This window comes from Rhodanobacter sp. Col0626 (assembly GCF_049994385.1).
In the GTDB taxonomy this organism is placed as follows: Bacteria; Pseudomonadota; Gammaproteobacteria; order Xanthomonadales; family Rhodanobacteraceae; genus Rhodanobacter.
Genome location: NZ_CP188260.1, coordinates 3,172,582 through 3,193,799 on the forward strand (window position 1 = coordinate 3,172,582; position 21,218 = coordinate 3,193,799).

Here is a 21,218-nt window from a genome sequence, read left to right on the forward strand (position 1 = left end):
GACGCGATCACGACGGAGTGACCAGCTCCTTATCAGCGGACGCGAAATGGGAACGCGTGGCTGGCGAACCGGTACCTTCGGTCAGGCGAACGCATCGAGCAGGCCGACGCTGCCCAGCGTGACCGCAAGGCCGCTGCCGTGGCTATCGCCGATCTCGTCCAGCGGGTCCGCCATGGCATGACCCGCGCGCCCGTGACCGTTACCGCGATCGTGCTGTCCGACCTCGGCGTGGCCGAGCGAAAGACCGTGTTGGGCCAGCATGTGATCCAGTTGCGGCAAGGTTTGCTGCACGGCCGTGACGGCGGCGGGATGTTGCGCACTGAACACGACGTCGACCCGTCCATGCGTCACGCTGACGCTCACGTCGAGCGAGCCCAGGTCCTCCGGATGCAGCCGGATCCGCGCCTGCTTGACGTTCTGTCCACTCAACCAGGCCACTTGCTGGCCCAGATCCTGGTTGAACGCCTGAGTGCCCGGCGGCGACGGCAATTGCAAAGAGTGAACAGGCGTCGCCGATGTGGCTGGTGCAGGAGGCGCCGACAACATCACCGTGGACGCCATCGCCTTCGACGGGTCCTTGCCGATCCCGATCGGCGGCAGCAAATCCGGATCGCCCGTGACCGGCGTCTTGCCTGTCGCCAGTGCGGCGCTGACAAGCGCGGTGACTGCTCCGCTTGCATCGCCGAGCTGGAGCAAGTCGGCCGCTTTCGCATCGCTGGCCGCCGTCTTTCCAGCCGACAACGCGCCGGCGGCCCCGGCGACAGCAGCCGGACGCAACACGCCTGCTGCCGCAGGTCCGAGCAAGGCGAGCATGGCGCCGGTCAGCGCGGACGCCGCCTCGCCATCCGGTTCATCTTCGTCCTTTGGCGCCACAGCGATTGTCGCGGTGGTATCCGGCGTTTTTTCGGAAATGGTCGATGGGGAGGTCGGCACCGATCTGGAAGCAGGCTGCCCAGCCACCACAGGCGATTTATCGGAGGACTCGTCAGAAGGCTGTCGTTGCGGCTTGCGCGATGTCGACGCGTGCTCCGGGCGTTCCGGCTCCTTCGGGGAGTGATCGGTATCTTTCACTGCGCTGTGCTGCCGCGCCTCGTGCAGCTGGCGATCGAAATGATCCGCCGCGTTGGACCCATCGCTGGAATCGATGGCAGATGCAGCGCGTGGCGCCGCGGGCGCGGCGGCTCGGGAAACGACGGGCGGGATGGTCATGGCGTAGACATTCCTTCAGAGGGATCCGCGCGTGCGGATCCATCGTGGTGCACGTTGGGTACGGCGGGACTTCCGCCCATCCGCGATGGCGCGGCCCGGCGGTTCATCGCAACCGCCGGTGCTGCATGCGTTCATCGACTTCGGCCTGTTCATGCCGATCCTCGGCCCGACGCTCCTGCTCGCGATGTTGCGCGACGACACTGTCGAGTGCGCTTTCGCGCGCGTGTGCCTGTTGCCAGCGGTCCCTCACCTGCGCCAGCTGGCGATTCTGACGGCCGACCTCGGCAGTCTGCTGGACGATCGCCTGGTCGATCCGCTCGACGAATTGCTGGCGGTTGAGCAATGCCGTCACGCTCAGTGCACCGTCGCCGGTTTCAGCGTATTCCTGCCGATAGCGGCGCAATTCAGTGAGCTGCTGCTCGGCCTTGGCCAGCAGTTGCTGTTGCGAGGCCAGTTTCGCCAGCGCGTCTTCGCTGCGCTGCCTGGCCTGCTCCACGGCCGGTTGCAGCTGCGTCGCGCGCGAACTCATGCGGTCACCTGTTTTGCGAGGGCATCGAGCTTGCCTATGGCAGCATCGAGTGTCATCGGCTCATCGACTTCTTGTTGCAGGAAGGCGCGCAGTTGCGGCCACATCTCGATCGCCTGATCGACCTGCGGGTCGGAGCCCTTCTGGTAAGCCCCCACCGCGATCAGGTCGCGCTGCTGACGATAAGCCGAATAGACCTGGCGAAAACGTTGCGCCGCGCGCAGATGCTCGCGCGTCACCACCGCCGGCATCACGCGGCTGATCGACGCTTCGATGTCGATGGCCGGGTAATGACCGGCCTCGGCGAGATCGCGCGACAGCACGATATGGCCATCCAGAATCGCGCGCGCGGCATCGGCGATCGGATCGTGGCGATAGTCGTCGCCTTCGGTCAGCACGGTGTAGAACGCCGTGATCGAACCACGACCTTCGGCGTCGTTGCCGGCGCGTTCGACCAGCGCCGGCATCATCGCGAAGACCGATGGCGGATAGCCCTTGGTCGCCGGCGGCTCGCCGATCGCCAGCGCAATCTCGCGCTGGGCTTGTGCGTAGCGGGTCAGCGAATCCATCAGCAGCAACACGCGTTGGCCACGGTCGCGGAACCACTCGGCGATGGCCGTCGCGTACTGCGCGCCGCGCAACCGCTTGAGCGGCGGCGCATCCGCCGGAGCGGCAACAATGACCGCGCGGCGACGGCCTTCCTCGCCCAGGGTCTGCTCGACAAATTCCTTCACCTCACGGCCGCGCTCGCCGATCAGGCCGACCACCACCACGTCGGCGTTGGTGTAACGCGTCATCATTCCAAGCAAGGTGGATTTGCCGACGCCGGAACCGGCGAACAGGCCCAGCCGCTGGCCGCGTCCGACGGTGAGCAGCGCGTTGATGGCGCGCACGCCGACGTCGAGCGGTGCATCGATCGGTTTGCGCGCCATCGGATTGATCGGCTCGCGCTTGAGCGCGGCGTGTTCGTCGGAGTCCAGTGGACCCAGCCCGTCCAGCGGCACGCCATCGGCACCGATCACCCGGCCCAGCAATTGATGGCCTACCGGCAATCCGCCGCTGTGCGAACACGGGCGGACGCGTGCATTCGGCAACACGCCATGCATGTCGCCCACCGGCATCAGCAGCAGGCGTTCGTCGGCAAAGCCGACCACTTCGGTTTCGAGTTTTGCGCCGTCGGCCGTGTCGACCAGGCAACGCGCGCCCAGCGCGGCCTCGCACCCTTCCGCCTCCAGGGTCAAACCGACCACGCGTCGCAGGCTGCCCTCTACAGTCAACGTGCGTGCCGCCTCGGCGCGCAGCGCACGACGCGCAAACTGCTGCTGCCAGCGCGCACGGCGTGCGACGTCGGCGAGATCAGCGCTCATGCATCGTTTCCGTTGTCTTCGGCGTCATCGCCGAGCACGGCATCGATCACCGCCGCCAGCCGGGTTTCCACCCGCGCGTCGAGCCGGGATCGTTCGCTTTCCAGCTGGCAGTCGCCACGCGCCAGCGCCGGGTCGGCGATCAGCTGCCAGTGATTCTCGGCCGCGCCCAGTTCCTGCAACAAGGCCAGGTCATCCGGGTGCACGCGCACGCGAAGCTCACGCGTGGCTGCGGGCAGCGCGGCGGCAGCCTCGCGCACGGCGCGCGCGATCAGGTCGGGAGACAGGCGCAACTCGCGTGCGATCACCCGACCGGCCACGATGGTCGCCAGTCGCGCCAGTTCCTGTCCGGTCTGTTCGTCGAGCGCCAGCAGAGGTCGCGCCGCTGCGTCATACAGCGCATCGAGTTGTGCCATGCGCTGATGCAACTGCTGCTGGGCCGCGGCCAGACCTTCCGCGCGGCCGGCGGCATAGCCTTCATCGCGCGCCTGCTGTTCCAGTGCCGCGAGTTCGCGCACGGTCGGCTGCGGCGGCGTGTTGGCCGCCTTGGGTGTCGTCGGCTGGGCGCCCACGTTCGGCAGCTCCCAGCGCGTGAAAGCCGATGCCACGTTGTGGATGGCGGCCGCCATCAGACGAACTCATCCCCGCCGGAGGCGAGACTGAGTTGTCCTGCGTCGGAAAGTTTCCGTGCGGTAGCCAGCACTTCCTTCTGGGCGGCGTCGACTTCGCTCAGGCGTACCGGACCCTTGACCTCCAGGTCGTCGCGCATCATGTCGGCGGCACGCTTGGACATGTTTGCGAAAATCTTTTCGCGCACCTCCGGTTCGGCCCCCTTGAGCGCGGTGATCAGGGTTCCGGACGGTACCTCGCGCAGCAGGATCTGCATGCCGCGATCATCCAGCTCGGCCAGATCCTCGAAGACGAACATCAAGTCCTCGATCCGTCCACCCAGTGCCTCGTCGTGGCTGCGGATGGCGGTCATCAATTCGGTTTCGCGGCTGCTTTCCATCGCGTTGAGGATGTCGGCGGCGGCTTTCAGTCCACCGACGTTGGCGGACTTCAGTTTCTTGGTGTTGCCGGAGAACTGGCGCTCCATGATCTCGTCCAGTTCGTTCAGTGCGTGCGGTTGCACACCGTCGAGCGTCGCGATGCGCATCACCGCATCGGAGCGCACGCGTGGCGGCAGGTAACCGATGACTTCGGCCGCCTGGTCCGGCTCCAGGTGTGCCAGCACCAGCGCGATGATCTGCGGATGTTCCTGGTTGATCATCTCGGCGATGGCGCGGCTTTCCATCCACTTCAGCGATTCCAGCCCCTTGCTGCTGCGCCCGAGCAGGATGCGGTCGATCAGGCCGCCTGCCTTGTTCTCGCCCAGCGCGTTGACCAGGATCTTGCGGATGTATTCCTCGGTACCCACGCCCAGCGAGGTCTGCCGGCCCATGTCTTCATTGAGCTTGTCCAGCGCGTGCTCGACGTGCTCGCGCGACACGCTGGAAAGCGCCGCCATGGCGGTACCGACCGCCTGCACGTCGCGCGCACTGAGGTGCTTGAGCACTTCGGCGGCATCCTGCTCGCCCAGTGTCAGCAGCAGAATGGCAGCGCGCTGCGCGCCGGAGACGGGCGCATCGGGACGGTTAGTTGCCATCTTCACTCACCCAGTTCTTCACGACTTGCGCCACCTGTTTGGAGTTCTCGCCCACCATCCGCCGGGCCTGGCCGATGCGTTGCTCGTATGCGAGCGCCGGTACGGAACCGAGCCGGGCCGGTTCATTGGCCGCCGGCTCATCGTCGACGCGCACGGAGATTGTCGGCATCGGCGCCGGCAGCGCGCGCTGCGCGGTCTCGCCGCGCAGAAGCCCCTTCAACAACGGGCGCAACAAACCGAATGCCACCAGCAGCGCGATCAGCACACCGATGCCCTGCTTGAACAGATCCATCGCGCCCGGTCGCTGCCACAGCGGGGTTTCCGGCAGCGCATCGACGGCGGGCCCGTGATGGAATGCCTGATTGATCACGCTGACGCTGTCGCCGCGCTCGGCGCTGAAGCCCACCGCGTTCTTGGTCAGCTCGGTCAGCCGCTGCAGCTCCTGCGCACTGAACGGAACGCTCTTGGGAACCGCGGCGGTGGCGGCGCTGGCATCGGTCGCGGGATTGACCAGCTTGTCATCCAGCACCACCGCGACGGTGAGGCGGGCGAGACGCCCGGCTGGGTCGCTCACGTGGCTGATGGTGCGGTCGAGCTCATAGTTGCGGGTGGCACTGCTGGAACTGTCGCCCGAAGGCGTCTGCGTCGTGGTCGTGGTCGTTGCCGCGTTCTTGGCAGCGTCTGTCGTTGTCTTCTTGCCGGCATCGGGCTTTGCCGCGGTGGGCTGCGCGACCAGCGTCGGCGGCTGGTTGCTGAGCGCGCCGGGCACGCCACCTGAGCCGCCGGCAGCTCCGTGTTGCTCGCTGCTGGTCTGCTCGCTGCGCAGCGACGGATGGTCGTGGCCGAAGGTCTCGGTGGCTTTTTCGCTCTGGCTGAAATCCAGGTCCGCATACACCTGCGCGCGCACCCGGCCCGGGCCGACCAGCGGCGTCAACAGCTCCTCGATGCGCTGCGCATAGGTGTTCTCGATGCGTGTTGCCATGCGCAGGCGGTTGTCGCCCACCGCGCCAGGGCTGTCCGGATCCGTCGTCAGCAGCTGGCCTTGCTGGTCGATCACCGAAACCTGCCGCGCGTCCAGATCCGGCACGCTCGCCGCGACCAGATGCACGATCGCCGCCACCTGGCCGGCATCGAGCTGACGCCCCGGATACAACGTGACCAGCACCGACGCACTGGCCTCGCGGTTGTCGCGAACGAACGCCGAGGGTTTTGGCAGCGCCAGATGCACGCGTGCGGCACGCACCGACTGCAAGCCTCCGATGGTGGCGCCGAGATCGGTTTCCAGCAATTGCTGGTAACGCGTGCGTTCGGCCAGATCGCTCATGCCGAACGGTGAATCGGTGGCGGGCAATGCACTGCTGGCGGCACTGCCCTGTGGCAAACCTTTCGCGGCGAGTTTGAGCCGCAAACCCGCCAGGTCGGCAGCCGGCGCCATGATCGACGAGCCGTCGTTGCTCAACTGGTAGGGCGTGTTGGTCGCCTGCAGCTCCTGCGTGATCGCCGCTGCGTCCTTCTGCTCGAGCCCGGCGTAGAGCAAGCCGTAGTTCGGCCCGCGCGACCACAGCACCACCGCCACGCCGAGCGCCACCGCCGCCGCCACCGCCACCAGCAAGACGAGCTGACGCGTCGCCGGGTTCTGGGCGATCTGCTTGAAGGAATCCAGGCGCGAACCGTTTTTGTCGGTGGTCGCGATGGCGTTGTCTGCCATGCTGCTGCTCGTTGACTAAGGGCGGAATCGGGGCCGACGCGAAAGCGTCAGACCGGCATGTTCATGATGTCCTTGTACGCATCGACCAACTTGTTGCGTACCTCGACCATGGTGCGTAGCGAGAGGTCGGCTTTCTGCACCGCGATCATCGTGCGACCGAGGTCTGCACCGGGATCGCCACGCTCGAAACTCGCCGCCATGTTGCCCGCCTCCATCTGGCTGCGGCCCACGGCGGAAATCGACTGCTTGAGCACCGCGGAGAAATCGGCCTGTCCACCGACGGGCGTCGCCTTGAAGGCGGTTTCCGGCGGGCGCACCTGCGCCGTCATCTGGCGCATCTGGGCAAGCAGGTTGTTGACGTCGATCGTGCTCATGTCAGTGTTTCCATGTCGCTTGCTTCATGACGTAATCCCGGCGCGTGACGGGTTTCAAGTGGGTAAATGCACGAGCCGTGCCATGAGACGGGGAGCCCGTACTCCCTCCTGCGCGCGGGGGAGGAGCCGAGCTGTACCGCCCGACATCCGTCCCGCTTCACGCCGCCAGGCTGTTCTGCAATCCGTATTTGCGCAGCTTCTCCACCAGGGTGGTGCGCTGCATATGCAGCAGGCGTGCGGCGTGTGCCACCACACCATCGGTGGCGTCGAGGGCCTGTCGGATCAGCCCGACTTCGATGTCGGCCAGGTGATCCTTGAGGTCAAGGCCGTTCTCGGGAAGCATGCGCAGCGACTCGCTCACCGGCTGCAAACCACCTTCAACCGGTGGCAGTTCGTCCTCCATGAGCGCCAACAGAGCCGCGCCGTGGACTTCGTCTCCCGCGTGCAGGCCGCGATATTTTTCGGGCAGGTCGCTGCCGCGCACTTCACCGTGCGGAAACAGGATCGCCATGCGCTCGACCAGATTGGAAAGTTCGCGCACGTTGCCCGGCCATGCGTGCGCACGCAACGTCTGCATGGCGCCGCCGCTGAAGCGCACTGCACCCAGTCCGCGACGGGCGAGTCGCTGGTTGAACTCGGCAATCAGGGTCGGCAGATCCTCCAGCCGCTCCCGCAACGATGGAAGCTCCAGCGGAAACACGCTGAGGCGATAGAACAGGTCCTCGCGAAACTGGCCGTTGGCGATCGACTGCTCCAGATTGCGATGCGTGGCGGCAATGATGCGCACGTCGCAGCGCTGGGTCTTGTTGCCGCCGATGCGCTCGTAGGCGCGCTCCTGCAACACGCGCAACAGCTTTACCTGCATCGGCAGACTCATGTCGCCGATCTCGTCGAGAAACAGGGTGCCGCCCTCGGCCATTTCGAAACGACCCTTGCGGGCGCTGATCGCTCCGGTGAAGGAGCCCTTTTCATGGCCGAACAGCTCGCTTTCCAGCAGCTCGGCCGGAATCGCCCCGCAGTTGATGGCCACGAATGGCCTGTCGCGACGCGGCGAATGCTCGTGGATCGCACGCGCCACCATCTCCTTGCCGGTGCCCGATTCACCCAGTACCAGCACGCTCGAATCGAACGGCGCGACCTGACGGATCAGGGCATTGACGCGAATCATCGGCGCCGAATTGCCGACGAAACGCAAGCCGCTGGGCTGTCCGCCAAGCAGGCGCGCCTGGATATTGCGCAAGGCCTCGGCCATCTTCTCGTAACGCAGCGGGAATGCCAGCGTGGCCATCCGGGCGGCAAACGGCGATGCCGTTGCACCGAGGCGTTCGACCCAAGGGGAATCGCTGGCCAGCAATACCGGTACATGAGCCGCTGCCGCACCCAGCAAGGCGAATTGGCGCTCGGCCTCGGCCGTGTCGTCGACGCTGCCGATATAGACCGCGCGCCAGGCATGGGTGGATTCGTCGGTCTCGTCGCAACCGGCCCCATGCAGTGGCCGATACCCCAGAAATTGAAGTGCCGAGAGTACGGAACTCACACGTGCCTGATCGGACTCGATGACCAGGAAATCGAACTTCTGCATCGCTTTCTCCTTACCGCACATTTGGCAAACCCATGCTTCCAGCGGGACTGCCTTTTCATCAGTGCCGACTTTCCGTCGCCGGCCTGATGAACGATGAGCAATAAGGGGGCCAGTTTTTGCAGGTCGACGCGACAATAAAACGTCACATGTCGGAAAACCTGCCGCGATGGCACTGGCACACATACGCAAAGGTTTGTCGTAACCACATGAAACAAAAAATGTTTGGGTGGAGACGGCCGCGTGATGAGGCACCCACGCCACATGTGATCAGCGTCAAAGGAATTGCAGCCAGGCCTTCATAACTGCGAACCACGTCACATGCACTTTGCCAACTTCTACGGACCCTCAACCAGTCAGCTGGCGCGCCTCTGCCACTTTGCGTCGGTGATGGCGGAATACCAACCGCTCAATTGCGTCACTCAGCGCGTCACCCTGTGGCGCAAACGCCACGAAAACCCGGCCATCGTCGCAGTGACGTTCGACCCGCGCGGCCAGTTCCAGCGGCAGGCTGCGGCAAAGATCGAAGCGCAAGCGCAGCAGCAATGCATCGCCCGCTGGCACCAACGTGGCAGGCAACAGCGCACCGACTGCATTGAAACGCAGCAACTTGCGTGGCGGCAGCGTGTTGGTCGGCACCAGCAGGTTATTGACGATATCCACCAACGCAGTGAGCTTGGCGTCCATCCTGAGCATTTCCTGCATCAGGGGGCTGTCGTCCTCGCCGATGTCGGCGCGACGCTCCTCCAGCGCGGCGATCGCCGCCAGCGTGTTTGCGTTGCGTTCGGCCAGGCACAGGATCTGCGTCGGGGACAAGGGGTGCTCAAGCCGCTCGCAATCGACATGGCAGTCCTCTTCGCAACTCACGCGTTCGGAAAACGCCAGCCAGGCATCGTCTTGCATGGGATATCTGTCCTGTGTGAGGTCAACCGGATGCTGCAGCGTAAGTCGCCTACCGTGCGGTGCTCGCACGATAATGCGAACGCATCTTCACAGATACTCTTGCCCGATATCCATGCGTCACTTCTCGCCGGAGACCAGATAGGCACTCAACGCACGATGATTGTGCCGGTGGCGTCCCAGCTCCTGGGCGATCACGTCGCGCGCCTGAGCCGCCAGTGCGGTCACGCTCTGGTGATGCCGTTGCAGTTCGAGCAGGACCGTACGGGTTGCTTCGTCCGCCTTGTGGTCGTGCCGGAGCAGCGCATCGCATTGCGCTTGCAGGGTGGTCACGTTGGCCCAGTCGCCCATGCCTGCCGCATCGAGCATGCGGGTGCTCAGCCGCAGCGCTTGATCGAGGCCGCCATCGCGAATGTTGTCCATCAACGTACCCCGGTGGCCTGCCTGGTCGACAGATAATCGCCGCGGATCGCCTGCCACCCTTCGCGAATCGGCGAGAGCAGGCGCACCGACTCGTCCAGCGCCGCCGGATCGTCGTTGAGCTGCGCATAGAGCAAACGTCGCGTGACGTATTCATAGACCGAATCCAGGCGCCGGCTGAGAGCCGGATCCACCTTGTGATCCAGTCCTTCGCGCAATTCGCCGACGATGGCCACCGCGCGCGTGATGCTGCCGCCCTTGTCCGCCACGTTGCCATGGATCATGTGTCCACGTGCCTGGCTGATGCGGTCGATCGCGCCATCGAGCAACATGCCGATCAGCTGGTGCGCGTCGGCGTCCTCGACGCCGCCGCGGACGCTGTTTTGCTGGTAGATCGCGCTGGCGTTGCGCATATGTCCGTAGCTCATGAGGCTCTCCGGAATCAGTTGGTCTTGGTATAGGTAGCTTCCAACTGCGCCAGGGCGCTGGTCAGATAGCTGCTGGTGTTGTTGAGCGAGGACATCAGCGTGTCGAGCGCGGTGTATTGACCGCGCAGCTGGGTCTCGTACACCGTCATCCGCGCATTCAGCTGGGTCTGCTGCGTATTGAGCTTGGTCAGGCTGTCGTTGAGGCTCTGCTGACGAGTGGCGATCACGCCACTTTTGGAAGTGAACGCATCCAGTGACGTGTTCAACCGCGTGGCATAACCGTTGGGACCGGCGAACAGATCCTGCACGGCCCCGGGATTGCTCTTGAGCGTGGAGGCCAGCCTGCCGTTGTCCAGCGACATGGTGCCGTCGGCGGCGCGCGTGATGCCCAGTGCGGCCAGCGATCCGATACCGTTGCCAGGCACCGTGCCGCTCAGCAAGCCGGAGATCTGCCGCTGCACCGAAGTCAGCGTGGTGTCACCCAGCAAGATGCCCGCCGTACCGGTGGAAACATCGTAGCTGGACAGCGTGGTCACGGTGCCGGCGTAGCTGTTGTAGGCATCGACAAAACCCTGGATCGCCGCCGTGGCGGCACTGTTGTCCTGGCTCACCGTCAGCTCGGTGCTGCCGGTCTTGGCCAGGTTGACGGTGACGCCGTCGATCGCGCCGCTGACGCTGTTGCTGGCACTGGTGATGCTGATGCCGTCCAGCGTCAGCTGGGCATCCTGTGCCTCGCTGGTGCCGACGGCGCCCAGCTTGGAGGCCAGCGCACTCAAGCCGTCACTGCTGGTGGCGTTGGCACTGACGGTGAAGCCGTTGGCTACGCCGGTCTTGCTGGAACTGAGCAACAGTTGTGCACCACCGGCACCATAGACAACGGTAGCCGTGACGCCAGGATTGTTCGAGTCGCCGTTGATGTTCGACGCAATATCCGACAGCGTGTCGGTGGCCGACACGCTGAGGTTGAAACTGTTGGCGCCCACGCCGATCGTCAGCGTACCGCTGCCGATGGCCGCGCTTTTGTCGTAGGCGTCGCTGCTGCGTTTCTGCGCCGTGGCCAGCTGGGTCACATCGAGCGCGTAGTTGCCCGGCTTGGCATTACTCAGGGTGCTGGTGGTACCGAAGGTGGTATCGGCCAGCGCCGCGTTGTAGCTGCTGAAGGTACTGGTCTTGGTCAGGGCCGATAGCGCGCTCTGCAAGGAAGTCAGCGCCGAATTGAGCGATGCCAACCCCGTCAGCGTCGTATTGGTCTGCGTCGCCTTGCTGGTGATCTGTGTCTGCGGCCCCGTCTTCTTGGCATTGACCAGGGCAGTGACGATGGCGTCCACATCCAGGCCGGAGCCGATACCGGCCGAGCTGAGCACGCCGCCGGTGGAACCGGACGAACCCGAACCGGAGCCGGTGTTGCTGCTCGAGCCTGTGGCGTTTGCGTTGAGCAATGCGCTCAAGCTGTTGCCGGACGTGGCGCTGGTCGTAGTCATGGCATTCCTCGTAAGTTATCCAAACGGCCCCGCGACAGCGCGAGGCTTACGAGTCGCCGGCAAAAATCTCGCTATGCGCAAGATTTTTGCCGGCGGCTCCTGTGACAGCGGCGGCATCGCAGTTCACGATGCCGCCGCCCGGGTCAAATCCCGTTGTCAGCCGCTCGCCTTACAGGAAGGCAGCGAACGGCCCGCAACGGTTACTGCAGCAGCTTCAGCACCTGCTGCGGGTTGGAGTTGGCCTGCGCCAGCACCGAGATACCGGCCTGCTGCAGCACCTGCGCCTTGCTCAGGTTGGCCGTTTCGGCAGCGAAATCGGCATCCTGGATCGTCGACTGCGACGACTGCAGGTTGGTCGACTGCGAGCTCAGGGTGGAGATGGTCGACTGGAAGCGGTTCTGGACCGCACCCAGGTTGGCCGCCAGGCTGGCCACCGAGGACAGCGCCACGTCGACACGCGAGATCAGGTCATTCGCCGAGTCCACCGTCTTGACGTTGCCGTCCGCCAGCGAACCGCCGATGGTTGCAGCGTCACCCGAGGCATAAGTAGCCGCCGTGTTGGCGTCCGTGGCATTCGCCCCAATCACGCCAGTACCGCCGTCGACGATGTTCAGCCCCTCGGCAGCATCGCTGGAATAGAGGTTGATGCCCTTGCCGTCGGCGCTGACAGCCGCGCTCACGCCCGCGATATTGGAGGCGTTGATGGCATCGGACAGGTCCTGCACGCTGGCGACCTTGCTGGTGTCGACGGCTTTGCCGTTGATTGTCAGGCTGCCTGAATTGACGGTGGCAGGCGTGGTCGTGGTGGTGCCGCCGGTGGTCGTTGCGGGCGGGACCGAGGCCGGCAGGCCAACGCCTGCGGCGCCACCCGAGGCAACGACGCTGACAGCGGTACCACCGGCGTTGGAGAAATCCAGCTCGTTAGTGGTGGTGTTCCACGATGCAACCGTGGAGCCCGCCGCCGTATTGATCGCGTCAGCCAGATCGTCGCCAGTGGCATAGGTGCTGGCGGCGACGGCGGTGCCACCGACCGTCAGGTCACCGGCGCCCAACACGAGGCCAGCACCAGCGAACGCGTCAGACAGGCCAGTGCCCGTGGAGCTGACCGCGCCATTGGTGGTGGTGCCACCGGTGGTGGTGGAGGTAGCGGCAAGCGCAGCGGTGATATCGCCGCTGGAAACTTCGGCGATCTTGCCCAGCTCGCTGGTCTTCACGCTGCCGGTGATGCCCACGCTGACGGTCTGGCCCACATCGGCGCCGATCTGGAAGCTCTTGGTGCCGAAGCTGCCGTCCAGCACCTTGGTGCCGTTGAAGGTGGTCTGGTTGGCGATACGGGTGACTTCCGACAGACGCTGCTGCACTTCGGCGTCGATGGTCTTGCGGTCGTCGTCGCTGTAGGTGCCGTTGGCCGACTGCGCGGCCAGGTCACGGATGGCCTGCAGGTTGGCGGTGACCTGGTCCAGCGCGGAGCCGGCGGTCTGCGCCAGGTTGATTGCGTCGCTGGCGTTGGCGCTGGCCTGGGCCAGGCCGCCGACCTGCGTGGTGTAGCGCTGCGAGATCGCGAAACCGGCGGCGTTGTCGGCCGCGCTGTTGATCTTCAGGCCCGAGGACAGACGCTCGGTGGCCTTGGACAAGGCGTTCTGCGACTTGCTCAGGTTGTTCTGCGTGTTCAGCGAAGAAACGTTGGTGTTGATTACGAGTGACATGGGTATCTCCTACGGGAACCAAAGGCCGGTTTGTTTGGACGTTCTGCATCCCGGCGGCAAGATTCCAACGTTGGAATGCCATCCGCCTCAGAGAGTTTTTCGGCACTCGCGAAAAATACTTGAGTGTCTGGCGATGGCTATTTTCAACATGGGCAATCGGGCTGTCCCGCTACTGCGGATAACTCGAAAACTTGCGCCGTACCGGCTGTTGTTTACCGCGGGTTGACCTCCGTTCCAGTGGTGCAGTCGCTTGAGTGGCGCATCACTTGATGTAATTGAACAAGCTCATCGACTTGACCTGCGCGAATACCTGCTGCGACGCCTGCAAGGCCGCCGACTGCAGCGACAGATTGCTTATGGCCGTATAGACGTCTACATTTTGCGTGTCTGAAAGCGAACTCTCGTAGGTCACGCCAAGATCCGCGTATGCGTTTTTCTGCTGATCCAGGGTATTCATGCGACCGCCTATCGCCACCATCGCGTTGCTCGCGCTGGCCAGGCCCTGGTCGAGCGACTCGATCTGGCGGTTGAGGCCATTGTCCAGGTCCGTGTCGCTGCCGTTGCCCTGCAGCACCGCAATCATGTTGCCCAGCGTGCTGAAGATGTCCTGGCTGCCGGCGGGTTTCACGGCAACGGTATCGCCTGTGGCCGGCGCGCCGGTGAGCGTGATCGACATGCCATTGAAGCTGATGCTGCCGCCGTCCTGATAGGCGCCACCCACCGGGTTGCCCGCGCCGTCGACGACGGGATCGCCGTTGGCATCGGCCGCACTCCAGTTGCCGGCCCCATCGAAACTGATGGTGTAGCCGCCACCGCTGGCGGCACTGGCGCTGCCCCATGCGACCGGATCGCTCACGGCGTTCGCGCCCACCACCAGGGTTCCGGTATTGCTGCCGCCGGCGCTGGCCGTGAAACTGCCGTTGCCCGAAGGAATGCCCATGAACAAACCGCTGCCGGCATCGCCGGTGTAGATCTGCAGGCCCGAACCAATCGCCGCCATCAGTTGTGCATCGTTGCCGGCGTAGCTCACTGCCCCGTTCGCTCCCTGCACGAAAGGCGTCTTGGTGGTGCTGGTACCGGCGAAAAGAGCATCGCCGTTGCTGTCGCTCGTGTTGGCGAGCTGGATGAGCTGGTCGCGGAGTTGCGAGAGCTGCGTCGCCATGTCCTTGCGATCGCTGCTGGAAAGGGTCCCATTGATGCCCTGCAAGGCCATCGAACGCGCACTGTCGAGCAGGTTGGTCACTCCGGTGAGTGCCGTCTGCTCGGTCGAAAGCCGGGTGTTGGCGCTGTCGATGTTGCTCGAGTACTGCGCGTTGGCGGCCAGAATGTGGTCGAGGCTGATCACCTTGCCGGCGCCGACGGGGTCGTCCGATGCCACGTTGATGCGTTTGCCCGTGCTCACCTGGTTCTGGGTCGCGGCGAGCGCGCTCTGCTGGTTGAGCATGGTGCTCAGCGACTGTTGATACATCCAGCTGGTGGAAAGGCGCATGGCGGTTATCCCTGAATGGCTGACAGCAGGCTGGTGAAGATGGACTGGGCGGTGGAGATGATCTGGGCCGACGCTTGATAGGCCTGCTGGTACTTGACCAGGTTCGCGGCTTCCTCATCCAGGTTCACGCCCGACACGCTTTGCTGGGCAGATACGGCCTGACTGTAGAGACTGGTCTGCGTGGTCAGCGTGGTAGCCGCCTGGCTGCCCACGCTGCCGATCTGGGTGGTGAGGTTGGCGTAGGCGCCAAGCACCGAGGTGGCACCTCCGCCAAGCACGCCGGTATTGGCCAGCCCGGCCAGCGCCAGCGCGTTGCTGTTGTCGTTGAGACCGTTGGTATTGGCCGCGACCTCGAAGCTGTCGCCTGCCGCCGGTGCGCCGGAAAGTGTCAGGCTCCACCCGTTGGCCGTGATGGGCTGCCCCGAGGTATAGCTGCCGCTGGCCAGCACGTTGCCGCTGGCATCGGTAACCTGGTAGGTATCCGGCGCACTGAAGGTCACGGTCGCCGTGCCCAGCAAGCCCGCATTCTCTGTATCGGCCACGCCGATCGCACCGATCGCACCTGTTCCGGTGTTGCCACCCGCCGCCGTACCAGTGAGCGCCGCGGCGGCAGCGATGCCGCTCGGGTCGGTCATGCTCACCGCCAGCCCGGCGGCGGCGTTGCGCGTCGGCTGGATCTGGTAACTGTCGCCAGCCTGTGCGGTGCCGGATACATTGAAGGTCAGGCCATCGGCCGACAGGCTGCCATCCGCGTTCGTCGCAAGCGCGACGTTCTGTCCGGCCGTGGTTCGCAAATTCCACTGGCTGCCGTCGTAGCTCAGCACGTAGTCCGATGCCGTCAACTGGGACACATCGTCGATCTTCGCCGTCACATCGGCGCTGCCCTGGTTGGCGCTGGAACCGAATACCCCCGGCGACGGCATGCTGAATATGGCGGCACCCTGCTTGCCGTTGAGATCGAGCCCCTTGGCCTGCTGCGCATTGACGCTGGAAGCCAGCGCCAGCGCCGCCTGGCCCAGCTGGTTCTGCGCCGGATCGAGCACATTCGTCCGATAGTCCAGCAACGCACCGAGCGAACCGCCGCTCAAACGGGTCGTGATGTTGTTGCCCGAGCTGTCGAGAATATCGGTACGGGTAACGTCATAGGCCTCGCCACTGGTGGACAAGGGATAGGCATTGCTGCCACTGACGAGGCTCTGCCCGTTGGTCGTGTACACGCTCATCGTGCCGTCGCTTTCGGCGACGGCGGAGATGCCCACGTAGCCGGACAGCGTCTTGACCAGGGCGTCGCGCTGATCGAGCAATGCATTGGGTTGGCCCGTGGCGCTGGACTGGCGGATCTGCTTGTTGAGATCGGCGATATTGCCGATGACGCTGTTGATGCTGTCGACCGTGCTGCCGATCTGCTGGTTGATCTGGCTCTGCTGCTGGCCCAGCTGCTGGCCAAGCGTGTTGAACACCGCAGCCAGCGAGCTGGCATTGCCCAGCAAGGCCTGCCGGCCTGACGTACTGCTCGCCGCATTGGCCACCGTGCTGAAGGCGCCATAGAACGTATCGAGCGCCCCCTGCAGGTCGCCACTGCCGCTGAACACGCTGTTGAGCGTGCTGGTCAGGTCGTTGAAAGTGCTGGCTCGTTGCAGGCTGGCGTTGCTGTTCCACACTGCAGAGGTGAGGTACTGACTGTAGGCACGCTGCACCGACACCACGTCGACGCCGCTGCCGATGGTGTAGCGCCCACTGGACTGGGTCAGGCGCTGGGTTTGCTGCACCGTCTGGCGACTGTAGCCATCGGTGTTGGTGTTGCTGATGTTGTTGCCGACCGTATTGAGCGCTACCTGGGCGGCAGATAGGCCCGATATGCCGGTGCTGAGCAGGTTGGACATGCGCGGTTCCTGGTGCCTTATCTGGAGGGTGTCGGCTTTTCGACGACGTTCTTGAGCGCGGCCAGGGCCTGGCGCATGGCCGGACTGTTGGCGATGGCAGCGACCTTCGAGGCGTACGTCGGGTCGGTGGCGTAGCCGCCGTTGACCAGGCCGCGGGCAAAACCGAGTACGTCGTCGCCTTTGCCGAGGGCCTCGGCGTAGCGTGAATTCCCGCCAAGCAGCCTCGCGTAATCGGCGAATGATTCGGCGGCCGAGCCATAGGCGCGAAACTGGGCATGACGCCTTACACCCACGCCATCCTCGAACTCCAGGGTCGGCACGTTGACGCGCTCGCCGTCCCAGCTGCCACCGGCCTTCATGCCGAAAAGGTTGTTGCTGCTGCTGCCGTCATCGCGCGTCGGCATGCGCTTTCCCCACTGCGTCTCCAGCGCCGCCTGCGACAGCACGGCGCGCAACGAAACACCCAGCTTCCTGGCGGCCTGGGCCGCGAAGGGAGCCAGTGCACTGACAAATTCCTGCGCGTCGTCGGGTATCCAGCGCGACACCGATTGTCCAATCGAGCGTGCCGCGTCGGCCACCGACCCCAGCCGTTGGCGCCAGTCGTTCTCCAATGCGTTGGTTCCTGCCTGATCCGAGGTAGCCGGATCGGTGATGTCCGCCGCCGCTTTCGGGGAGGCGTCCTTCCCGCCTAGCTGGCGGATCAGCATGTCGGCGATACCCAGCCCATGACCCTGGCTGGAAAGGCTCACCGACAGCTGCTGGTCGAACAACCCCTGCCAGGCATCGCCTGCCTGGCTCTGGAACAGCGGATCGCCGTAGTTGGCGTCGCGCATCGACTTGAGCATCATCTGGGTGAAGATGGATTCAAACTGCCTGGCCACCGCCGGCAACGCCGCCTTGCTGTCGGCCTGCGCACTCTGGCGCAAGGCGCTGAATCCGGACAGGTCGGTCCAGGTGTTGATGCTCTGCATGGTGTTGCCGCCGCTTGCCATCAGATCACCACCAGCTCCGCATGCAGTGCACCGGCCTGCTTCAACGCCTGCAGGATCGAGATCAGGTCGCTTGGCGTGGCACCCACCTGGTTCACCGCACGCACGATGGCATCGAGGCTCACCCCCGGGCCAAACTTGAACAGGTGCGCGCCGCTTTCGCTGATCTGCACGTCACTGCTGGGCACCACCGCAGTCTGGCCACGACTGAACGCTGCCGGCTGGCTGACCAGCGCCTGCTCGCTGATCGTCACCTGGATCGCGCCATGGGCAACCGCCGCCGCGCTCACCCGCACATCCGAACCGATCACCACCGTACCCGTGCGCGAGTTGACCACCACCCGCGCCGGCGCATCCGCCGGCGTCACGTCCAGTTCCTGGATCGCACCAAGCCATGCCACTTTCTGCGCCGGATCCTGCGGACCGCGAACCGAAACCGAACCACCGTCCACCGCTTGGGCGGTGCCGGCGCCATAAGCCCGGTTCACCGCCGTGGCGATACGGGCAGCCGTGGTGAAACTGGGCGTGTCGAGGTTGAGCATCAGGTTGCCGCCGTTGCCGAATGACGAGGCAACGCTGCGCTCGACCGAGGCACCGTTGGGAATGCGGCCACTGGCGGAAATGTTCACCTGCACACTGGAACCGCTCTTGCCCTGCGCACTGATCCCGCCGACCACCACGCTACCCTGCGCCACCGCGTAGACATTGCCGTCGGCACCCCGCAGTGGCGCCATCAACAGTTCGCCGCCGCGGATGCTCTTGGCGTTGCCGATCGATGCCACCGTCACGTCGATGGTCTGGCCCGGCTTGGCGAACGGCGGCAGCGCGGCGGTGATCGTTACCGCCGCCGCGTTCTTCAACTGCGGGCGGGCGCTGGCCGGCACGGTGACCCCGAACTGTTGCAGCATGTTCTCCAGGCTCTGCGTGGTAAACGGCGCCTGCGTGGTCTGGTCGCCGCTGCCATCCAGGCCTACCACCAGGCCATAGCCGATCAGCTGGTTGCTGCGCACCCCACCGATCTGCACGAGGTCGCGAATCTTGTCCGCATGTACGGGAGTGGCCAATGCCACCAGCAGGCAAGCCAGCAGACCGACCGTGAACACGCGCCAGCGCAACAACGCCTGCCGTATCACCGCGCGGCGCTTCGCTCCGCCCGACTTCGCATCGACACGATCCAGCGCGGCGCTTGCGCCATCGAAACGACCCGCCGCCTTCATGCCCGGGGCCTGTGCATGCAGGTGTTTCGTCCATCGACGCATCTTCATCAGAACGGCATCCACTTGGAATTGAAGAAACGCGACAGCCAGCCCTGCGTGTTGGCGTCGGCCAGCGTGCCGTGACCGGTGTAGCTGATGCGTGCGTCGGCCACGCGGGTGGATGCGACCGTGTTGTCCTGGCCGATATCCTGCGGACGCACGATGCCGGAGACGCGCACCAGTTCCTGCCCCTGGTTGATGGTCAACCACTTCTCGCCGCGCACCATCAGGTTGCCGTTGGACAGCCGCTGCGCCACGGTGACGGTGATCTGGCCGGTGAGCTGATTGCTCTGGCTGCTCGAACCGTTGCCGGAAAAACTGCGATCGCCATGGGTGCTGATACCCGCGGCCTTGCCGCCGATGCTCAGGCCCTGGCCGAAGATCGTCGGCGCGTCGATGGCGGTCTTGTCGGTCTTGCTGGTGCTGGTGGTGGCCTTCTTGCTGGCCTGCGTGCTCTCGACCAGCACGATGGTGAGGATGTCGCCGGCGCGGTGCGCGCGCGGGTCGGCGAACAGCTCCATGCTTCCCATGTCGTGATAGATCGCACCATCGGCCGGTGGCGGCGTCTCGGGCGCCATCGGCGCGGTGGCCGCCCACTGGGCGTCCTTGAACGCCGGTTGCGTGACGCAACCGGCCAGTGCCAGGCAACCGATGACGGCCAGCACGCGCAGCAAGGGAGCGATCGTTGTCATGGCATCGCTCACATCTTGTCCGTGAGGTCCTGCAGCATCTGGTCGGTGCTGCTGATCGCCTTGGAATTCATTTCATAGGTACGTTGCGTCTCGATCATGTTGACCATCTCCTCCACCACATTGACGTTGGAGGATTCGAGCGAGCCTTGCTGCAACGTGCCCATGCCATTCAGGCCCGGCTGCCCGGTTTGCGGCGTACCGCTCGAGCCGGTTTCCAGGTAGAGGTTGTCGCCCTGCGGCTGCAGGCCGGCCGGGTTGACGAAGTCGGCCAGTTGCAGCGTGCCGACCTGCACCGCCGTCGCCGAGCCGGCGGTGGTGGCCGAAACCGTACCGTCGCTGCCGATCGTGATGCTCTGCACGTTGCTCGGCAGTGTCACCGCTGGATCGAGCGCGTAACCGTCGGCGGTCACCAGTTGCCCGTTGGGGTCCGTATGCAACGAGCCGTCACGGGTATAGGCGGTGGTGCCGTCCGGCATGCTCACCTGCAAAAAACCATTGCCCTGGATCGCCACGTCCAGCGGATTGCCGGTCTGCGAAGTATTGCCCTGCGAGAAGAGTTTTTCGGTGCCGACGACACGCACGCCGGTGCCCAGCATCAGCCCCGAGGGCGACTGGGTCTGCTCGGTGGTCTGGCCACCGGGCTGGCCCTTGTTCTGGTAGATCAAATCCTGGAACGACGCGCGCGAACTCTTGAAGCCGGTCGTGTTGGCGTTGGCCAGGTTGTTGGATATGACATCCATGCGCGTCTGCTGCGCATCGAGGCCGGTCTTGGCGATCCAGAGGGAAGAAAGCATGGGTCACTCCAGTAAATGATGGCAGCTGGTTGTCAGCTGGACTGCAGAAGTTTGGTGGCGGCCGCGGCGTTGTCCTCGGCACTCTTGATCGACTTCACCTGCATGTCGTACTGCCGGGACAACGCGATCATCTTCACCAGCTCGGCCGAGGCGTTGACGTTGCTGCTTTCGAGTGCGCCGGAAGTGACGTGCACGCTGGTGTCGACATCGGCTTGCGTGCCGTCCGTCATGTGCATCAGCCCGTCGCTGCCCTGCGCCAGTTGGGACGAATCGGGATTGACGAGCCGGATGCGATCAAGTGCCGTCATCGCATTGGGTCCCTCGCCGGTCGGCACGACGGAAATCGTGCCGTCATCGCCAACGCTGACCTGGGCCGTGTTGGGCATGCTGATCGGGCCGGAGCTGCCGATGACCGGATTGCCGCGCGCATCGGTCAACTGGCCGTCGGCGGTCAGCTGCAGGTCTCCGGCGCGCGTGTAACCCTCCGAGCCGTCAGGCGCCTGCACGGCGATCCAGCCATTGCCCTGCACTGCCACGTCCAGCGAACGACCGGTGCTTATCGACGCCCCCTGGGCGAAGTCCTGGCCGAGTCCCTGCGCCACGGCGTTGACGCGCGTGGCCTGCCCGTCGCCGAGCACCGCCTGGCTCTGGAACGCGCTCAGCTCGCCCTTGAAACCCACCGTGGAGGCGTTGGCAAGGTTGTGGCTCACGGCATCCTGGGCGCGCATGATCTGCGTCGCCCCCGTCATCGCCACATAGATCGAATGATCCATGG

Annotated in this window: 20 protein-coding genes; all 20 read right to left on the bottom strand. The window is 64.8% G+C overall.

Going from position 1 to position 21,218, the window contains the following annotated elements; all coding sequences use genetic code 11:
* Nucleotides 1-81: 81 nt before the first annotated feature.
* The 20 genes from ACPPVV_RS13915 to flgF all read right to left on the bottom strand — a co-directional run bounded on the left by ACPPVV_RS13915 (nucleotide 82) and on the right by flgF (nucleotide 21,216).
* On the bottom strand, nucleotides 82-1,209 hold the full coding sequence (locus ACPPVV_RS13915) for a flagellar hook-length control protein FliK (protein WP_426700480.1): 1,128 nt from the start codon (nucleotides 1,207-1,209) through the stop codon (nucleotides 82-84).
* Between the two features lie 103 nt (nucleotides 1,210-1,312).
* On the bottom strand, nucleotides 1,313-1,738 hold the full coding sequence (gene fliJ, locus ACPPVV_RS13920) for a flagellar export protein FliJ (RefSeq protein WP_426700481.1): 426 nt from the start codon (nucleotides 1,736-1,738) through the stop codon (nucleotides 1,313-1,315).
* Complete coding sequence (fliI, locus tag ACPPVV_RS13925; protein WP_426700482.1) at nucleotides 1,735-3,102, bottom strand: flagellar protein export ATPase FliI; 1,368 nt, start codon at nucleotides 3,100-3,102, stop codon at nucleotides 1,735-1,737. The genes fliJ and fliI overlap by 4 nt, the downstream gene beginning before the upstream one ends.
* Nucleotides 3,099-3,728: a FliH/SctL family protein gene (locus ACPPVV_RS13930; protein WP_426700483.1), complete on the bottom strand. Its 630-nt coding sequence runs from the start codon at nucleotides 3,726-3,728 to the stop codon at nucleotides 3,099-3,101. Before ACPPVV_RS13930 ends, fliI begins: the two co-directional genes overlap by 4 nt.
* Nucleotides 3,728-4,744 (bottom strand): flagellar motor switch protein FliG, encoded by a 1,017-nt coding sequence (fliG, locus tag ACPPVV_RS13935; RefSeq protein ID WP_426700484.1) that lies wholly within the window; start codon nucleotides 4,742-4,744, stop codon nucleotides 3,728-3,730. The genes ACPPVV_RS13930 and fliG overlap by 1 nt, the downstream gene beginning before the upstream one ends.
* A complete protein-coding gene (gene fliF / locus ACPPVV_RS13940) occupies nucleotides 4,734-6,452 on the bottom strand; it encodes a flagellar basal-body MS-ring/collar protein FliF (protein ID WP_426700485.1) in 1,719 nt (572 codons plus the stop codon). The genes fliG and fliF overlap by 11 nt, the downstream gene beginning before the upstream one ends.
* A gap of 47 nt (nucleotides 6,453-6,499) precedes the next feature.
* A complete protein-coding gene (fliE, locus tag ACPPVV_RS13945) occupies nucleotides 6,500-6,826 on the bottom strand; it encodes a flagellar hook-basal body complex protein FliE (RefSeq protein ID WP_426700486.1) in 327 nt (108 codons plus the stop codon).
* Nucleotides 6,827-6,983: 157 nt separating this feature from the next.
* Nucleotides 6,984-8,408 carry a sigma-54 dependent transcriptional regulator gene (locus ACPPVV_RS13950; protein WP_426700487.1) on the bottom strand — a complete coding sequence of 475 codons (1,425 nt, stop codon included), beginning with the start codon at nucleotides 8,406-8,408 and terminating at the stop codon, nucleotides 6,984-6,986.
* A gap of 345 nt (nucleotides 8,409-8,753) precedes the next feature.
* On the bottom strand, nucleotides 8,754-9,308 hold the full coding sequence (locus ACPPVV_RS13955; RefSeq protein ID WP_426700488.1) for a PilZ domain-containing protein: 555 nt from the start codon (nucleotides 9,306-9,308) through the stop codon (nucleotides 8,754-8,756).
* Nucleotides 9,309-9,425: 117 nt separating this feature from the next.
* Complete coding sequence (gene fliT / locus ACPPVV_RS13960; protein WP_426700489.1) at nucleotides 9,426-9,728, bottom strand: flagellar protein FliT; 303 nt, start codon at nucleotides 9,726-9,728, stop codon at nucleotides 9,426-9,428.
* On the bottom strand, nucleotides 9,728-10,153 hold the full coding sequence (fliS, locus tag ACPPVV_RS13965; protein ID WP_426700490.1) for a flagellar export chaperone FliS: 426 nt from the start codon (nucleotides 10,151-10,153) through the stop codon (nucleotides 9,728-9,730). Before fliS ends, fliT begins: the two co-directional genes overlap by 1 nt.
* A 14-nt stretch (nucleotides 10,154-10,167) precedes the next feature.
* The gene (gene fliD, locus ACPPVV_RS13970) at nucleotides 10,168-11,634 is read right to left on the bottom strand and encodes a flagellar filament capping protein FliD (protein WP_426700491.1); all 1,467 of its coding nucleotides are present in this window, start codon (nucleotides 11,632-11,634) and stop codon (nucleotides 10,168-10,170) included.
* A 200-nt stretch (nucleotides 11,635-11,834) separates the two neighbouring features.
* Nucleotides 11,835-13,340, bottom strand: a complete 1,506-nt coding sequence (locus ACPPVV_RS13975) for a flagellin (protein ID WP_426700492.1) — start codon at nucleotides 13,338-13,340, stop codon at nucleotides 11,835-11,837.
* A gap of 262 nt (nucleotides 13,341-13,602) precedes the next feature.
* Nucleotides 13,603-14,829, bottom strand: coding sequence for a flagellar hook-associated protein FlgL (gene flgL, locus ACPPVV_RS13980; protein WP_426700493.1), 1,227 nt, complete (start codon nucleotides 14,827-14,829; stop codon nucleotides 13,603-13,605).
* Between the two features lie 5 nt (nucleotides 14,830-14,834).
* Complete coding sequence (flgK, locus tag ACPPVV_RS13985) at nucleotides 14,835-16,712, bottom strand: flagellar hook-associated protein FlgK (protein WP_426700494.1); 1,878 nt, start codon at nucleotides 16,710-16,712, stop codon at nucleotides 14,835-14,837.
* A 17-nt stretch (nucleotides 16,713-16,729) separates the two neighbouring features.
* On the bottom strand, nucleotides 16,730-17,704 hold the full coding sequence (flgJ, locus tag ACPPVV_RS13990) for a flagellar assembly peptidoglycan hydrolase FlgJ (RefSeq protein ID WP_426700495.1): 975 nt from the start codon (nucleotides 17,702-17,704) through the stop codon (nucleotides 16,730-16,732).
* Complete coding sequence (locus ACPPVV_RS13995; RefSeq protein WP_426700496.1) at nucleotides 17,704-18,966, bottom strand: flagellar basal body P-ring protein FlgI; 1,263 nt, start codon at nucleotides 18,964-18,966, stop codon at nucleotides 17,704-17,706. The genes flgJ and ACPPVV_RS13995 overlap by 1 nt, the downstream gene beginning before the upstream one ends.
* Nucleotides 18,966-19,649: a flagellar basal body L-ring protein FlgH gene (flgH, locus tag ACPPVV_RS14000; protein WP_426700497.1), complete on the bottom strand. Its 684-nt coding sequence runs from the start codon at nucleotides 19,647-19,649 to the stop codon at nucleotides 18,966-18,968. The genes ACPPVV_RS13995 and flgH overlap by 1 nt, the downstream gene beginning before the upstream one ends.
* An 8-nt stretch (nucleotides 19,650-19,657) precedes the next feature.
* Nucleotides 19,658-20,443 (bottom strand): flagellar basal-body rod protein FlgG, encoded by a 786-nt coding sequence (gene flgG, locus ACPPVV_RS14005; protein WP_426700498.1) that lies wholly within the window; start codon nucleotides 20,441-20,443, stop codon nucleotides 19,658-19,660.
* A 32-nt stretch (nucleotides 20,444-20,475) separates the two neighbouring features.
* The gene (gene flgF, locus ACPPVV_RS14010) at nucleotides 20,476-21,216 is read right to left on the bottom strand and encodes a flagellar basal-body rod protein FlgF (RefSeq protein ID WP_426700499.1); all 741 of its coding nucleotides are present in this window, start codon (nucleotides 21,214-21,216) and stop codon (nucleotides 20,476-20,478) included.
* Between the last annotated feature and the right edge of the window lie 2 nt (nucleotides 21,217-21,218).

What these genes read in the sequence shown, in the direction of transcription:
- ACPPVV_RS13915 (WP_426700480.1), bottom strand. Translation starts at nt 1,209, where the DNA reads ATGACCATCCCGCCCGTCGTTTCCCGAGCCGCCGCGCCCGCGGCGCCA.
- fliJ (WP_426700481.1), bottom strand. Translation starts at nt 1,738, where the DNA reads ATGAGTTCGCGCGCGACGCAGCTGCAACCGGCCGTGGAGCAGGCCAGG.
- fliI (WP_426700482.1), bottom strand. Translation starts at nt 3,102, where the DNA reads ATGAGCGCTGATCTCGCCGACGTCGCACGCCGTGCGCGCTGGCAGCAG.
- ACPPVV_RS13930 (WP_426700483.1), bottom strand. Translation starts at nt 3,728, where the DNA reads ATGGCGGCCGCCATCCACAACGTGGCATCGGCTTTCACGCGCTGGGAG.
- fliG (WP_426700484.1), bottom strand. Translation starts at nt 4,744, where the DNA reads ATGGCAACTAACCGTCCCGATGCGCCCGTCTCCGGCGCGCAGCGCGCT.
- fliF (WP_426700485.1), bottom strand. Translation starts at nt 6,452, where the DNA reads ATGGCAGACAACGCCATCGCGACCACCGACAAAAACGGTTCGCGCCTG.
- fliE (WP_426700486.1), bottom strand. Translation starts at nt 6,826, where the DNA reads ATGAGCACGATCGACGTCAACAACCTGCTTGCCCAGATGCGCCAGATG.
- ACPPVV_RS13950 (WP_426700487.1), bottom strand. Translation starts at nt 8,408, where the DNA reads ATGCAGAAGTTCGATTTCCTGGTCATCGAGTCCGATCAGGCACGTGTG.
- ACPPVV_RS13955 (WP_426700488.1), bottom strand. Translation starts at nt 9,308, where the DNA reads ATGCAAGACGATGCCTGGCTGGCGTTTTCCGAACGCGTGAGTTGCGAA.
- fliT (WP_426700489.1), bottom strand. Translation starts at nt 9,728, where the DNA reads ATGGACAACATTCGCGATGGCGGCCTCGATCAAGCGCTGCGGCTGAGC.
- fliS (WP_426700490.1), bottom strand. Translation starts at nt 10,153, where the DNA reads ATGAGCTACGGACATATGCGCAACGCCAGCGCGATCTACCAGCAAAAC.
- fliD (WP_426700491.1), bottom strand. Translation starts at nt 11,634, where the DNA reads ATGACTACGACCAGCGCCACGTCCGGCAACAGCTTGAGCGCATTGCTC.
- ACPPVV_RS13975 (WP_426700492.1), bottom strand. Translation starts at nt 13,340, where the DNA reads ATGTCACTCGTAATCAACACCAACGTTTCTTCGCTGAACACGCAGAAC.
- flgL (WP_426700493.1), bottom strand. Translation starts at nt 14,829, where the DNA reads ATGCGCCTTTCCACCAGCTGGATGTATCAACAGTCGCTGAGCACCATG.
- flgK (WP_426700494.1), bottom strand. Translation starts at nt 16,712, where the DNA reads ATGTCCAACCTGCTCAGCACCGGCATATCGGGCCTATCTGCCGCCCAG.
- flgJ (WP_426700495.1), bottom strand. Translation starts at nt 17,704, where the DNA reads ATGGCAAGCGGCGGCAACACCATGCAGAGCATCAACACCTGGACCGAC.
- ACPPVV_RS13995 (WP_426700496.1), bottom strand. Translation starts at nt 18,966, where the DNA reads ATGAAGATGCGTCGATGGACGAAACACCTGCATGCACAGGCCCCGGGC.
- flgH (WP_426700497.1), bottom strand. Translation starts at nt 19,649, where the DNA reads ATGACAACGATCGCTCCCTTGCTGCGCGTGCTGGCCGTCATCGGTTGC.
- flgG (WP_426700498.1), bottom strand. Translation starts at nt 20,443, where the DNA reads ATGCTTTCTTCCCTCTGGATCGCCAAGACCGGCCTCGATGCGCAGCAG.
- flgF (WP_426700499.1), bottom strand. Translation starts at nt 21,216, where the DNA reads ATGGATCATTCGATCTATGTGGCGATGACGGGGGCGACGCAGATCATG.